14 protein-coding genes and 1 riboswitch are annotated in these 14,014 nt (G+C 44.3%); of the genes, 4 read left to right on the top strand and 10 right to left on the bottom strand.

Annotated elements, in window-relative coordinates; all coding sequences use genetic code 11:
* Nucleotides 1–72 precede the first annotated feature (72 nt).
* A riboswitch (ZMP/ZTP riboswitch) is annotated at nt 73–153 on the bottom strand.
* Nucleotides 154–278: 125 nt separating this feature from the next.
* Together HGO97_RS01555 and HGO97_RS01550 are read right to left on the bottom strand one after the other, a co-directional pair.
* Nucleotides 279–1,058, bottom strand: a complete 780-nt coding sequence (locus HGO97_RS01555; RefSeq protein WP_216238730.1) for an SDR family NAD(P)-dependent oxidoreductase — start codon at nt 1,056–1,058, stop codon at nt 279–281.
* A gap of 80 nt (nt 1,059–1,138) precedes the next feature.
* The gene (locus HGO97_RS01550) at nt 1,139–1,765 is read right to left on the bottom strand and encodes an HAD family hydrolase (protein ID WP_216238728.1); all 627 of its coding nucleotides are present in this window, start codon (nt 1,763–1,765) and stop codon (nt 1,139–1,141) included.
* A gap of 120 nt (nt 1,766–1,885) precedes the next feature.
* Here HGO97_RS01550 and HGO97_RS01545 point away from each other — a divergent pair, with 120 nt between their 5' ends.
* Entirely contained in the window at nt 1,886–2,683 is a 798-nt protein-coding gene (locus HGO97_RS01545; RefSeq protein ID WP_216238726.1) for a DeoR/GlpR family DNA-binding transcription regulator, read from the top strand.
* Here HGO97_RS01545 and HGO97_RS01540 read toward each other — a convergent pair.
* The gene (locus tag HGO97_RS01540) at nt 2,649–3,695 is read right to left on the bottom strand and encodes an NUDIX domain-containing protein (RefSeq protein WP_216238725.1); all 1,047 of its coding nucleotides are present in this window, start codon (nt 3,693–3,695) and stop codon (nt 2,649–2,651) included. The genes HGO97_RS01545 and HGO97_RS01540 overlap by 35 nt on opposite strands.
* Nucleotides 3,696–3,988: 293 nt before the next feature.
* Here HGO97_RS01540 and HGO97_RS01535 point away from each other — a divergent pair, with 293 nt between their 5' ends.
* Nucleotides 3,989–4,357 (top strand): nucleotidyltransferase domain-containing protein, encoded by a 369-nt coding sequence (locus HGO97_RS01535; RefSeq protein ID WP_216238723.1) that lies wholly within the window; start codon nt 3,989–3,991, stop codon nt 4,355–4,357.
* Nucleotides 4,354–4,749 carry a HEPN domain-containing protein gene (locus HGO97_RS01530; protein WP_216238721.1) on the top strand — a complete coding sequence of 132 codons (396 nt, stop codon included), beginning with the start codon at nt 4,354–4,356 and terminating at the stop codon, nt 4,747–4,749. Before HGO97_RS01535 ends, HGO97_RS01530 begins: the two co-directional genes overlap by 4 nt.
* A 55-nt stretch (nt 4,750–4,804) precedes the next feature.
* On the opposite strand, the gene HGO97_RS01525 is transcribed toward HGO97_RS01530, so the two are convergent.
* From HGO97_RS01525 to HGO97_RS01500, 6 genes are all read right to left on the bottom strand, one after another.
* Nucleotides 4,805–5,419 (bottom strand): DUF3841 domain-containing protein, encoded by a 615-nt coding sequence (locus HGO97_RS01525; protein ID WP_216238719.1) that lies wholly within the window; start codon nt 5,417–5,419, stop codon nt 4,805–4,807.
* Nucleotides 5,406–5,987 carry a DUF3841 domain-containing protein gene (locus tag HGO97_RS01520; RefSeq protein ID WP_216238711.1) on the bottom strand — a complete coding sequence of 194 codons (582 nt, stop codon included), beginning with the start codon at nt 5,985–5,987 and terminating at the stop codon, nt 5,406–5,408. Before HGO97_RS01520 ends, HGO97_RS01525 begins: the two co-directional genes overlap by 14 nt.
* Nucleotides 5,988–6,167: 180 nt before the next feature.
* Entirely contained in the window at nt 6,168–6,638 is a 471-nt protein-coding gene (gene grdA / locus HGO97_RS01515; RefSeq protein WP_216238709.1) for a glycine/sarcosine/betaine reductase complex selenoprotein A, read from the bottom strand.
* A 91-nt stretch (nt 6,639–6,729) separates the two neighbouring features.
* Nucleotides 6,730–8,223, bottom strand: a complete 1,494-nt coding sequence (locus tag HGO97_RS01510) for a BCCT family transporter (protein WP_216238706.1) — start codon at nt 8,221–8,223, stop codon at nt 6,730–6,732.
* Between the two features lie 39 nt (nt 8,224–8,262).
* Entirely contained in the window at nt 8,263–9,567 is a 1,305-nt protein-coding gene (gene grdH, locus HGO97_RS01505; protein WP_216238705.1) for a betaine reductase selenoprotein B, read from the bottom strand.
* A gap of 11 nt (nt 9,568–9,578) precedes the next feature.
* Entirely contained in the window at nt 9,579–10,904 is a 1,326-nt protein-coding gene (locus HGO97_RS01500) for a glycine/sarcosine/betaine reductase component B subunit (protein WP_216238703.1), read from the bottom strand.
* A 500-nt stretch (nt 10,905–11,404) separates the two neighbouring features.
* On the opposite strand from HGO97_RS01500, the gene HGO97_RS01495 reads away from it, so the two are divergent.
* Nucleotides 11,405–12,067 carry a TetR/AcrR family transcriptional regulator gene (locus HGO97_RS01495; protein ID WP_216238701.1) on the top strand — a complete coding sequence of 221 codons (663 nt, stop codon included), beginning with the start codon at nt 11,405–11,407 and terminating at the stop codon, nt 12,065–12,067.
* A gap of 138 nt (nt 12,068–12,205) precedes the next feature.
* Here the strand turns inward: HGO97_RS01495 and HGO97_RS01490 are convergent, their stop codons facing one another.
* Nucleotides 12,206–13,948, bottom strand: coding sequence for a S8 family peptidase (locus HGO97_RS01490; protein WP_216238699.1), 1,743 nt, complete (start codon nt 13,946–13,948; stop codon nt 12,206–12,208).
* Nucleotides 13,949–14,014: the final 66 nt, after the last annotated feature.

Raw genomic sequence — 14,014 nt, 5'->3', positions numbered from 1 at the left:
CATTTGGATGTCCTTTTTAAATCATGCCGCAAACAGGAAAACATTTTGCACACAAAAAGGGCAGCCCGAATATCGAGCTGCCCAGACGGTCGGCATTCCATTCTATGCTCCCCTGTGGTATACTCCACCTTTCCGCCAGTCACATAGAACGTTTCAATTCCAATGAAGTCTGTGTTTTCAGTCTATCCTTAGTATAAACACAAAAGCACAGTATTTGCAACACTTTTTTATTCAACACGGATATTCGCAATTCACCTTAAGGCCAAATGCAATTCCTGTTATGGGCGAAGTCCCATACCGCCTTCGAGTGTGATCGTCTCTCCTGACATATATTTGAAATCAGGTGATCCAAGATGTACACAAACTCGTCCAATATCATACTCTGGATCTCCAAAACGACCCATTGGAACTGCTCTTAAGTTCTTCTCATAGGCCTCTGGATAAGACTCTTTGAAGTTCTCAAGCTGTGCTGTCATAGCAAGCGGGCATACGACATTGACATTGATATTGTCCTTGCCCCACTCTGTGGCTGCAACACGTGAAAGGCCGCGGATTCCTTCTTTCGCTGCTGCATAGGAGCACTGTCCGGCATTCCCAAAAAGGCCTGCGCCGGATGCAAAGTTGATGACACTTCCCTGTGTCTCTTTCAAATATGGATAGCATGCTCTCATATAATAGAAGGCTGCATAAAGTCCTGAATAAATACCAAGATCAAAGTGATCCTTGGTCTGCATGGAAAGTGGGATACCTGATGCAGAAGCCTGTGCGTTGTTGATCAGAACATCGATTCTTCCGAATTCCTCGATCGTCTTTTTCACAACATTATTCACTGCTTCCTCTGACTCATCATCAGGATTCACATCTGCCTGTAAAGCCAGGACTTTGATTCCATAGAGACGCTCAAGCTCTTCCTTTGCATCCTCCAGCTTCTGCATATTTCTTCCTGTCAGGACCAGGTTCGCACCTTCCTTTGCATAAGCTGTTGCGATTCCGTACCCAATTGATTTGGCTTTTCCGCCACCTGTGATAATTGCGACTTTTCCGTCAAAAATACCCATTTTAGACATCTCCTTTTTTCAGATAATTTAACACCTAATCTTATAATAGTCGCTTGTTAAAAAATAGTCAACCATATTTTCTAAATAAAAAGAGATTTTAAATCACCAATTTTTTCTAATTTATAATCCGCCCTTATATTTTCAGGAAAGTGTGCTCCCCACACCGCCAGAGCACTGTCTACACCAGCTTTTCTGGCGCATTCCATATCATAGAGAGAATCTCCTACATACAGGACCCTGGATGGCTCTATCTGCATTTTATCCAGCAATGCCAGCATAGGTTCCGGCTCTGGTTTATGTTTTGTCGTATCATCCGCACAGATCACCGTCTCGAACTTCTTGATAAATGCATAGTTTGCTATACTTTTTTTGAATTCCTCCCGGGTCCTTGAAGTTACGATTCCCTGACGAATCCCCTGACTTTCCAGCCAATCAATCATTTCACTGATTCCTTCAAATGGCTTCTGCAGAAATTCATACCTGTCATTGTAGGTAAGCCACATCTTCATCGCCTTTTCCTGGTCTTCTATCTGGAGCTCTTCAAGTGCTTTATCTCCTGGTATTCCAAGCGCAAAATACAACTCCTTAAAATGATATAAATGTCCGGTCATTCGAAGCAGCATATGCTGTAATGACAGCAGGATCGTTTCCTGAGTATCAATCAAAGTGCCATCGACATCAAAAACCACAACATCGTATTTTGTCATAACCATCTGCACCTCTTATCTTGCATTCTTGTTTTCTCACGTATATAATAGCACATAGGAGAACATTTTTTAATGTTTTATTATGTTTTATTCAAGCGATTAAAAGGGGGTTTTTGTGCTATGAATCATCAAAATGAACGAAATCAAACATCAGATACACTTGACGGCATCAATCGTCGTCAACTTATCTTACAGAAATTAGAAGAGCAAGGTGAAGTTTCTGTCAATGCGCTCGCACAGGAATTTTCCGTCTCACCGATGACCATACGCAGAGACCTCCACCTCTTTGCACGGCAAGGAATTCTCGAGACCCACTATGGCGGTGCGCATCTGTGTAAGGATAGAAACAAAATTCCTGATTTCCCTGCCCGAATTGAGAAAATGCTGCGTTATAAGCAGGCAATCGGAAGAACTGCCGCCAGCTTTATCAAAGAAGGGGATACCATATTTCTGGACTCCGGCACAACCTCTGTCCAGATCACGAAGTACTTCCCGGATGTCCATGCTACCTTGATCACGAACTCCATGACCGCGATTCTCCAGCTCGGCACGAACAGGAAATTAAAACTGGTAGTGGCCCCCGGAACATATCGGGAGCAGATCGGTGGGACGCTTGACATCTCAACCGTAGAATTTCTGCGTCGCTATCACGTCAACAAAAGCTTCATCGGGACCATGTTCTGCTCTACAGACTTTGGAATGACTACCTCCGAGGAGCTGGACGCAGAGCTAAAGCGCACGCTCTGCGCGCAGAGTGATCAATCCTTTCTGCTGGCCGATCATACAAAATTTACTGGAAACAGCCTGGTAAAGTTTACAGAATTCTGGGATTACGATTATATCATCACTAACAAAGAGCTCGATCCCGCACTGCAGGACCAGGTTAGAAAATTGAATCCGAATCTGATTTTATGCTGATTCCCAGATATTCTCCCAGCATTTCAAATTCCTCTACATATATACAGTGCTTTAATGTCCGATTTTGGATTCCCTGCATACATTCTTTGTAATCCATCCAGAGGACTTCCTCCACCTCTTCCGGCTGAAGCTGCATTTCAGAAATCTCAATCGGCTCACGATACACATAGATTGTGCAGAGTTCTGAATCCTTGAATAATCTGCCGTAAAACACTTCTTCCAACTCCGCCTGGCGTTTTCCTACGTAATGCAGCTCATCTGCTGCTGCCTGGATTCCCAGCTCTTCCTTTAATTCACGTAAAGCAGACTCTAGATAATCATCTCCTGCTGCCACATGTCCCGCAGAAGAAATATCATAATACCCAGCATAAGAATCCTTCACCGCACTGCGCTTCTGGAGCAGGACATCATAACCACTTTTTTCATTCTCACGCACCAGCCAGATATGTGAAGTACCATGCAGACTGCCTTCCCTGTGCGCAACGCCGCGCTCCTTGACAATCCCGGTCTTGCTTCCGTCAGGATTCAAGATATCGAATAATTCCAACGGCTTTCCATCAAGAGCCGCATACTGCAAGGTATCCGTCTTGTCATAGACCAGCTTTAAAGAAAAGAATTCCCGTTCTTCATCCAGAAGGCGGAAAAAAATCTTGTCCCCTTCCCACAGATTTAACCCCAGGACCGCCTCTTTATCTACCCATTCCAACTCCCCTTCGTCGCAGGGAATCGGATCTCCTGTAAACCCATCTGCCGTATATAAAGACATGTATTCCGTCACATCTTCCCCATAGATAAATGTTACAATTCCACGGTAGCGGTATGAAGTTAGTGTATACCCCGTCTCCTCCCACACTTCCCGAAGCAGACATTCCTCCGGGCTTTCCTGCGCCTCAAAATGACCGCCCACACCGATCCATTTATCCTTATTCACATCATTCTTCTTCACCGTTCTGTGCAGCATCAGATACTGGTTGTCCCTTTCTATATAACATAAGGTACTCAATTTATACATCGCTTGATACTCCTTTCCTCTTGTCCATGGAATCATTTCTGATATATATTTTAAAGCATCCAGTGTATAATGTCTATTCAATGGACGTCTATTGAGTTTATTTAAGAAATTATCTATAAAAGATTGACCTTACTTATATCCAACAGTTACAATGTTATCTAATAGCTAACAATGTTAGCTATTAGATACAATCCGAGGTAATGCCCAAGAGAATTGGCTGGTATAACAAAAGAATCTTTGTAGGTATCAATGTAAATATAGTAGAAAACACTGCCCAAAAGGAGGATTTATGCATGGACAATCATATCGTCATATACAAAGAAAACTATTCCTCTCTGCCAAGAAGGTTTCAAGCCAAAATAGAACAGGACATTGATTTCTTGGTAAATGCCCAAATTCCAGGCTTAAAAAAAATATACCTCTTCGGAAGCTGTGCACGTGGAGAAGTGCGCAGTACCAGTGATATAGATCTTCTAATTCTAACAGATCAACAAATTAAGGATCGTGAACTGGCAGCCAATATCCGTTGGACTCTGGACGAGCCCAAAGAGGGGGTAAGCACTGATATCGTTTATATGAACGAACACTCCGTGCAGCCTGATTCAGTGTTCAAAAATGTTTTGAATCGTGATAAAAAATTGATTTTGGAGGTAGTAAAATGATCAAAAACACCTATCTGGATATCGCTAAAAATGACCTGGAATATTTGGAAACGGTACTTAAAACAGGAAATGCTTATTATAATCAGCTTGCTGTACAATGTCAGCAGGTAACAGAAAAATATTTAAAAGGATATTTAGACAAACTTTTTACAGACGAGGATGTCTCTGATTTATTAAGAAAACACAATATGAAAAGAATCGCATCTAAGCTAAATGAGATGAAACCGGAATTGAATCTGGATACCATAGGCCTTGCCTTTTTAACTGACTTCTACTTTGATGCTAGATATCCCGGGGATGATTTCTATACAGTTACAGAATCCGATTTCAAAAAGTGTTTATCTATTATGTATGATACGATTCAAAAATTGACGAATTCCTTTGATTCATAAAAGAAAGGGAACCTCAGGCGGATACATCCTGAGGTTCCCTATTTTTAAATACCGCCTACACTATCCACTCTTTTTTTATCATCCACGCTGCGCCCTGTACATACTCCAGCTCAGGGCACGCTTCTGTAAACAGCCTTTCCCAGCTTTTCAAGACCTCTGCCTTTAACAGCGGATAATAGGGCTTTAGAAAGACCTCGATCGAGTCTGCAATGCCCATCCGATGCAGCTTTTGTTGGAACTCTTTTTCCTGTTCCTTTGTTCCGATATAAGATAAATTCAATATCTTTGACCAAAGGCGCCGGTCGAATAGTATGAGCTCTTCTCTCGGAATCCTAAGCTCCATCCGATATCCTCCGCCAACAGGTGCTGCCCATTTTTTATCCCCGAACATCCAGACCGGAGACTGTGCCTCCTCTGGCTGGGGAACAATGTGTTTTGCTCTTTCCGTAAAGAAACGGTACGCCTCTTGGAAAATCCAGGCTGTGTTTCCGTATTTTTGTGTGATGTATTCCTTTTTTACAAAATAGATTCCATCTCTCTCCAGGGTTTCCAAGACCTGGTCCGTCTGTGCTGTCCACATTTTCATGAATCCTGCTGCATCCTCTTTTTCTCTGTCCCTGTCTGCGTTTTCTTCATGGCATATGCCGGGTATTCTATTATTTTCCATCATAACAGTGTACCTCCCTGACCCATTCCCTGCGCAGCTCCCATGCTGTGGCTACGGCATCCTGGGGCTTTGCGGGAGGAATCGTGAATACTCTCTCCCAACTGTCCAATATTTTTCTGCGCAGGAGGGGATAAAAATTCCCTTTACTTGTCAGCGTCAGATCATCCTCACAGGCAATTCCATATTTCTTCAGCTCCTGCTTATGCCGCTTATCATCCTCTGGGTCAAGCGGCACATACCAATAATTCACACGGTAGCCCCAATTATCCATATTACAAATGACATATTGCTCCTTCGGAATCTCTACCTTTAAAATCACCGTATTCTCCACTGGCTGCAGCATATTCTCTTCCTCTAAGCACAGCCAGATCGGATATTCCAATTCAGAAGGGATGCGAATATGTTTCCTTGCTTCTTTTGTATACCACTCATAAAGCTTGAGATAAAAATCGGCCATATCTCCATTCTTCATCTGTATGTATTCTTTTTTCACATGATAACTGCCAGTTCTTTGAAGTTCTTCCCAAACCTTTGGTACCTGTCTGGTCCACATTGTGGTCGTCTCACTCATTTTTCATCCCCCCCTCATCTGCTTTTTCTATCTTACCATATTCACTGTATGTCCGAAAACCACTTTTAGATCAAGTAGAGATATTCGAAAGCTGTTATGCTGCTTTATGATAGATGATACCATTCTAAAAGAGGCGAATCCCCATTTTCCAGGACCCGCCTCACCTTGTCAACACTACACTTAAAACTTGCAGAACTGCTCTCTGATCGATGACATTTCACTGATAATATCGTCTACATCGAGTACCATTTCCATCATACTAATCTGTTCGTCATAAACAGCCTCGTCAAATTCTTCTTTCATCTCTGGTTCACAAACGTGATATACCTGAAGTCCAAGCTGGACTCCTGTCAATGGACCTGCAAAAGTCGGGTCACCTGCTGTTACTGTTTCTGCTGCAAGACCTGCAGCCTCACCCTCTGCTGCACCAAGAACTACTACTAAGTTCTCTGCACCATATTCGTCAGCAAATTCTTTTACCCTCTTCTGATTCTCTAAGTCCATTGCGCCTGCGCTTGTTCAGACAAAGCACTCCGTTGATGAAAATACGATCTCTGCGCCGGCAGTTTTTACACATTCTGCGATAGCCGGCCCTGGAATTCCATCACGGTCTCCGATAATAATTGCTTTTTTACCTTCTAAAATAGCCATAATTATCTTTTCTCCTTTCTTTTCAATTATACTTTTTTATCATACATTTCCTGCGTGCTTCTCATACATCGCATCGAAACATCAGAAACTACTACACTTTTTCTTTTCTTATCGCTTTGATAAATGCCGCACATGCCGCGAACATAATAAAGATGAACGGGAACGCGGCAGCCAGCGATATGGTCTGCAGGGGCTTTAATCCACCGGCCATTAAAAGTCCAACAGCCATTACGGACTGAATGATTCCCCATAATATCTTTTTGTTATTCGGCGGATTGATATCCCCATCTGTAGTCAGCATAGACAATACATATACACCAGAGTTCGCTGATGTAATGAAGAATGCACACAGGGAGATGATCGCCACGATCGACAAAAGGAATCCAAGCGGATATTCCTGTAGTACCATGAACAACCCGACCTCCGGTGTCCCTACGACCTCCTGAAGCTTCTCGATTGCTACGATTCCTTTTTCTCCAAGGTTGATGCCCAGGTTTCCAAAAACTGCTCCCCAGATACAGGATGCAAGTGCCGGAACCAATACCACGCCCATGATAAATTCACGGATGGTTCGGCCTTTGGAAATGCGTGCGATGAACACACCTACAAATGGTGCCCATGCAATGAACCATGCCCAATAGAACAGACGCCAGCTTCCCAGCCAGCTATTGTCCCCATAAGTACTGATTCCAAGTGCATCCGGAATAAAATCACCGATGTACTGTCCCAGTCCATTTACAAAGCTGTTCAGCACCTCCATCTTCGGTCCCACAAGAAAACACACGGCCATCAGTCCAATTGCCACATACAGGTTCGTATCAGAGATTATTTTAATTCCCTTCTCAATACCGGATACCGCAGAACCAATATACAGGACAGAAACAACCACAATGATGATGATCTGTACTAACAGTGTTGTCGGGATTCCGAACAGATGCTTCATTCCTGCATTGATCTGTAAAGTCCCCAGGCCAAGTGAGGTAACAACACCGGCTACCGTCGCGAAGACAGCAAGGATATCAACCAACTTGCCGAGCCAGCCATTTGCCAGCTTTTCTCCGATCAGAGGCTCTAAGATACTGCTTACCAGTCCCTTTTTATTCTTGCGGAACATGAAATAAGCAAGCGCAAGTCCGATGACTGCGTAGTTCGCCCAAGGCAGGATGCCCCAATGCATGAAGAATGACTTCATCGCAAAATCTGCAGCTTCTGGTGTAGCGGCCTCCACGCCCTGTGGATTTAAATAGTGGGTCAGGGGTTCTGCAACTCCCCAGAACACGAGTCCAACACCCATGCCACAGCCGAACAGAAGGCCGAACCATGTGAGGTTGCTGTATTCTGGTCTGGAATCATCCCCGCCCAGACGGATCTTCCCGTATTTACCAAAAGCAACATAAACGACAAATACAAGGAATACTATCATGGCAATCAGATACAGCCAGCCGAAGTCTGTAGTAAGGAAATGAAACGCTGCATTTGATACTGCCGTAAAGCTTTCATTAAATGCCACTGACCAGACTGCCATAATGGCGATCAGGGTCAATGAAATGTAAAACACACTATTGCCGATTTTCTTTTTCTCCATATCCGATCTCCCTCCTGAGATTTGGACGGTGTCCGCGTATTATACGCGGAACACTGTCTGTTCTTGAATATCTGTAGCAAGACTCTCAAGAGCGACCTTCGTTCTGTGGTAACGAAGCTTCCACTGATCCTCTTTAGAAGTTCCAGGATCACCCAATGGATATGGAATAGAGATAGTTGGAACAATTCTGTTGGAACCGACTGTTTTCGCGACAGGAATCAGATTACACATCTGAACGATCGGGAATCCGGCTCTTTCAATTTCTTTCACCATCGTTGCACCGCAACGAGTACAGGTGCCTCACGTGGAGACCATGATAACCGCATCCACATTGTCCTCCTGGAAGTACGGAATCATTTCCTTTGCCATTCTGCTTGCTTCTGCCTCTGTTGTACCTGTACCAACAGTTGAATAGAAGTATGGATGGAGGCTTCCATATACCCCTTCCTTCTCTAATACCTTCAACGCATCGATCGGTGTGATGACATTCGGATCTGCATCTGCTGCTGCAGGGTCAAATCCGGCATGAATCGTCTTGAACTCCCCACCCTTTAATGCATCCATGCTGGAGATATCATATCTTCCCCATCTTGTAGCGGATGCAGACTGGATATGGTCGGGATTATCTACTGGCACGATACCGCCTGTTGTAACCAATGCGATCCTTGCCTTTGTCAGATCCTTTACAGCCGGTGCGATCGGTACGCGGTCCAGCTTCGGCATCGGCAGTTCTGTCTCGAACGGCTCGCCGTTGAGCTTCTTCACAAGCATCTCTACCATACGCTCGGAAGCTGGTTTTCCATCCTTGCGCCATACCTGACGTCTGATTCCTCTAGGGAAATACCCCTCTTCATCAGCGCTTCCGATTTCCTCACCATTAAGAATCTTATTCGCAATGTCTACGACGGCTTTTACATCCTTTCTCATCTTGGCAGCGATATTACCGCCTTTCAGAATGTACATCTCCTTCTTGAACATCTCAACTCCCGGATTCTCTACATTCATAGAAGTCACGACCGGGACACCGAATCTTTCCTTTACCGCTTTACAGATGGTTCCGCATGCAACACCATAGCGTCCGGCCTGAAAGGCTGGTCCTGCTAAAAAGATATCCATCTCTTTTCCTTCCAGCATGCCCAGAATCGTCTCGACTGCTTTCTCGGTATTCGTTCCCATGTAGTTATCTCCGCAGATTACTGTATGAGTAATCTCTGCATCCAGATTCTTCGCATACTCCATTGCTGGTCCTACAAGACCTTCGTGAATCTGGGGTTCTATACCGGCCTGTTCTTCTCCGCCGATCTGTCCAAAAAACTGATTAATATATAAAATCGCCTTTTTCATCTTGCCACCTCCTAAAATTCTTTCATTGTCTTCGGAGACCATCCTGCTACCTGGTCGCCGCAGAACATGGAATTGTTCTCCATAATTATAGAGCCGTTTTCTCTGACTGAAGGTCCAAGAATCTCGTCATCAGCCCATCCTCCTGACAGACCGTCACGTGCCAATGCCTGCAGTTCTCCAAGCACTGTTTCCATAGGCGGAAGCTCAATCAGTTCGGATACATTTCCACAGGAAACAATCGCATCACACTTTTCATCCAGGGTCACGAGCGGCTGTGACTGTCCATCACGTCCTGTACATTCATTGGTCACACCGATGGTCTTCACGCCTGCATCTTCCAGTGCAACGATACATCCAACAAAGTCTGCATCCGGGTTGCCGTATCCTTCTTCTGCTACGACAGCTCCATCAGCACCCAGGCTCTTGGCGATCTGTGCCACGAATAAAGCGGAGCGCTCCTTCTGCTCTAATGCAACATTGAGGTTAGACATGATAATACCGAGGAAATTGATTGTCTTGCCATGTTCGTTATACAATGCCTTAATATTCGGACAGTTCTGGAAATCATATGTAGACCACTTGGAGGATACCGGCATAAAGCTTCCTGATACGACCGCGCCATCCAGCACCTCGTTTGGATGCATCACAGTCGGCACCATATGGTTCATATCCCATCCATAAACCAGGTCATTATATCCCATCTCTTCCATCTGGGACTGCGGCTGCATCACGTAAACGACAGATGGCAGCTTCTCTGTATCTTTGGCGCGTTTAATCATAGAATCCAGTTCGTAGACCTCGGTGTCTTCCGGTGTCAGTTCCTTTACACATGCAGCAATGTACTCCGCAAGCTTATGTCCTGCTCGTCTTAAAGCATCGTTCTTTTTCTGCTGCTCGCGCTGTTCAAAAGTCTCATTGGTGTCAGCAACCAGTACGATATTATTCAATTGTCCGAACAGGGTATACTTCTGTCCTTCTCCGCTCATATCGATGACTCCGTCCTGGAATCCGCCCCAATGTCTTCCGACTACAAGAACACTGCAGTTCTTGAGAGCATAAGTCGTACCCTCTCCTGCCGGAACCAGGTCGCTTGTATATCCAGGGAATACGCCTCTGCCATCCGGTCTTACCCTTGGTTCGATTGCTTCTTTCACAGGGCACATACGAATCTTGTCGCCCGGCTTTGCAATATACAATTCAGCCTCAGTAATACGTTCGTCCTCTTTGATGTAGTCCAGGGCTGCCTGCTTGTTCACGGTCAGAATACCGTTCTGAAAGGATAATTCATCACCAAAGACGATATCCTTAACATAGAAATTACCAATTTCTAATCTCATATCTTACCTCCTGTACTGGTTATACGTATAGACAATGTCTATATGTGTTTTTGTTCAATTTCACATATTTTATTTTTAATAAGCGCGCTTATATGTGATATTCTACAAATATATTACCAATAAGCGCGCTTATTGTCAAGCAATTTATAGATATTATAAATTTATTTATTTTATCTATAAGTATGGTTCTTAAATATCTACTACTCATTTCTTAGGTCTATGTAAAAATTGTTCTAAAATCTTTCCCCATCGCTGCCCTATTTCGCCTGCCTCCTGCATCATTCACTTAGGTTCTTCTAAATTCAATAGCTATTTTGCAGAATCTCCCCGCTACTTTTCGCATTTGAGCTTTTATAAAGCTCCAGAATGTGTTACATTAGTATTTAGAGCTTTTTATGATCCAGCCTATACAGAAAGGATTATCATATAAAAATCTCATAAAATGGACAGCTCGTCCATTGGAATCCCTAACAACAGTTTACAATAAGGAGACTTTTACCGTGGAACAACAGTTAGATATTCAAGATAAAGAACAGCAGAAGCTGAACAATTATCGCAGCTTTATCAATGCCACCCTGGAGATCATAGAAGAGGGAGGTCTTTCCAAGGTTTCTATCCGAAAGATCGCCGATAGAGCTGGATTTCATAATTCCACTATATACTTGTATTTTGAAGACCTGGACCAGCTCATCATGCTCGCATCGATGAAGTATTTCCAGGAATACAGTCATAACCTGGAATTACAGAGCCAGAAGAACCTGCCCCCGACCGAAAATTTTATTACGATATGGGAGCTCTTTATTGATACCATTCTTCAGCAGCCTTGTATATTTTATAACTTTTTCTTTGGGAAACGCAGCGATAATTTGCATGACATCATGACGATGTATTACAATCTCTTCCCTGAGGAACGTGACCAGTTTTCCGACGAGATTGAAAAGATGTATTTTGGAAAGGACCTCTTTGAGAGAAGCTTGAACCTGCTCAAGACGATTGTCGATGAAGATAATCTGGTCACACAGGATAATCTGGTCATGATCAATGAAATCACCGTGACCTACTGTGAATATAAGATGTTGAAAAAGTGCCAGCATCCAGAGCTTGAAACGGAAAAATTAAGAAAAGAGATACTCAGTGTCATCTATTATGTGACAGGTGTATAAAGAAAGATTTTTCAAGTTCACAAAAAAATTCTCTCAAAAACTATTCGAAGCCCCTCCAATTGTTAGACCTAGAACTCTAACAATTGGAGGGGCTAACTTTTTTCACATACCTCCCTTTTGCTGCCGCCATATCCGTTATTATTCTGGCAGAGAATCCCTTACACAGAGCGCCCCCCACCCCAGTTGGTTATTCGGCCACTGTGTAAACCCCGGTAGTTCCCTGGCCCCTCTTCTCAAATAAGCCTTCACCTTCTCCCCATACAAATAAGGATCGTTCCCTCTTACAATTCCCCACTCCATCAAAAGTGCCGCACTTCCAGTCACAAAAGGCGTCGCGAATGATGTCCCGCTGAACTCTCTATATCCTCCACCCGGCACCGTAGTAGTCACCCTGACCCCCGGAGCCGCCAGGTCCGGTTTGGCCTCTGTGATACCTTCATAGGCTCCTGCTGGCCCTCGTCCTGAGAAATCTGCATACCCAAACGTCAGAGCATCATAAGCCCCCACCGTAACAACTCTGGGAGCCGTAGACGGAATCGTCAACGTCCTGGTGCTCACAGGAAATGCAAACGCAGTCCCCACATTCAGCGCACTCTGACTGGGCAGCCACATCTGATAATTCCCTGTAACGATTCGACGAGGTGTCAGAACAATTTTCCAAATACCGCTGTCTATATAAGATCTGCGAGGCAGAAAATCAAGAAAAATTTCCTGTTTTACACTAAATGGACTTGGCTCTCCATAATATAGAAGAATCTTAGTTCCTCCCAACACAAATCTCTGCGGTCCCAGTATTTCCTGTATCGGCCCCACCCGCACCCCTGACGGACTCACAATAGAGATATCCACCTGATCCACATAATCCTTCCAAATCTGTACATTTACGGTCGGTTCATTCATTTGGACCCCCAATTGTACTTCTTCCTCCACATTCTCTTCAAGAATGCCGGATGTATGTCCTGCACTGGTTCCCTCGTTTCCGCTCCCAACACATATGACGCTTTTCCAATAATTAGATATGTCATCCAGGAAACGTTCCAACAGAGAAGTCCCATCATGAGAGCCATATGTATTACCAAAGCTGATATTGACCGCCACCGGCATCTGGTATTCCAGACCTTTTCTAATCGCATAATCCACTCCCTGCATCAGCTCCGTAGTCCTGGGAAAGCCATCCTGCCTCGGACTGCCCAATTTTACCACCAGAAGCTCGCTCTCCGGGGCAACACCTGCATACTGGCCTCCAGGGCTTCCCAGTCCATTCCCTGCTGCGATTCCTGCAACACCCGTACCGTGTCCCGAAGTATCCCTGCTTGGAACGATCTGTTCCCGTTCTCTTATATTCGTCTGCCTAAGCGCCTCGTTGATCTGTTCCCTCGTATACTCTGTTCCAATATGATATCCTTGAGGAGGATTCCCCTGAATCGTCTGATCCCATAGTGTCCGTATCCGAGTCGTTCCATCTGCATTACGAAAATCTGAATTGGCATAATCTATGCCGCTGTCAATTACCGCTGTCAATACACCATTTCCACGCAAAGAAAAAGGAGTTTGCTGCACAGGACCTATGCAGGAAACTCTCTTTCCATTCGCTATTTGGAAAAATAGACTCTTTGGCTTCTCGATAAATTCAATCTGCGGAATTAACGCCAGTGTATCAATCAGAGATTCTCTAATTGTAATTACCGCATATTCATTGGACAGCTCCGTGACACTTGATGCCAATGCGCGGACCGCGTCCAAAGAACCCGAGTACTTCACGATCAGATCCCACTCCCTGTCAATCGGATTAAACCCGACCTCCAGTTCCAATGACTTCACACGTTCCTCTTCTGTAGCATCCAATGCAAGGTTCAATAAATTTTCTACCTTTTGACTCATAAAAGCACTCCTTTAAGTCAAGTCTTGTCTACATGCTTCCAAATCGCAGCCAGCAAAGCGCATTTT

The sequence above is a fragment of the Faecalicatena faecalis genome (genome assembly GCF_012524165.2).
Classification (GTDB): domain Bacteria; phylum Bacillota; class Clostridia; order Lachnospirales; family Lachnospiraceae; genus Faecalicatena_A; species Faecalicatena_A faecalis.
This window is presented reverse-complemented; position numbering and strand designations above follow the sequence as displayed.

Bases quoted from the DNA above. Each gene is read 5' to 3' on its own strand.
- HGO97_RS01545 (WP_216238726.1), top strand. From the start codon at position 1,886: ATGAATCATCAAAATGAACGAAATCAAACATCAGATACACTTGACGGC.
- HGO97_RS01525 (WP_216238719.1), bottom strand. From the start codon at position 5,419: ATGATGGAAAATAATAGAATACCCGGCATATGCCATGAAGAAAACGCA.
- HGO97_RS01535 (WP_216238723.1), top strand. From the start codon at position 3,989: ATGGACAATCATATCGTCATATACAAAGAAAACTATTCCTCTCTGCCA.
- HGO97_RS01550 (WP_216238728.1), bottom strand. From the start codon at position 1,765: ATGACAAAATACGATGTTGTGGTTTTTGATGTCGATGGCACTTTGATT.
- HGO97_RS01540 (WP_216238725.1), bottom strand. From the start codon at position 3,695: ATGTATAAATTGAGTACCTTATGTTATATAGAAAGGGACAACCAGTAT.
- HGO97_RS01490 (WP_216238699.1), bottom strand. From the start codon at position 13,948: ATGAGTCAAAAGGTAGAAAATTTATTGAACCTTGCATTGGATGCTACA.
- HGO97_RS01510 (WP_216238706.1), bottom strand. From the start codon at position 8,223: ATGGAGAAAAAGAAAATCGGCAATAGTGTGTTTTACATTTCATTGACC.
- HGO97_RS01530 (WP_216238721.1), top strand. From the start codon at position 4,354: ATGATCAAAAACACCTATCTGGATATCGCTAAAAATGACCTGGAATAT.
- HGO97_RS01500 (WP_216238703.1), bottom strand. From the start codon at position 10,904: ATGAGATTAGAAATTGGTAATTTCTATGTTAAGGATATCGTCTTTGGT.
- HGO97_RS01555 (WP_216238730.1), bottom strand. From the start codon at position 1,058: ATGGGTATTTTTGACGGAAAAGTCGCAATTATCACAGGTGGCGGAAAA.
- HGO97_RS01520 (WP_216238711.1), bottom strand. From the start codon at position 5,987: ATGAGTGAGACGACCACAATGTGGACCAGACAGGTACCAAAGGTTTGG.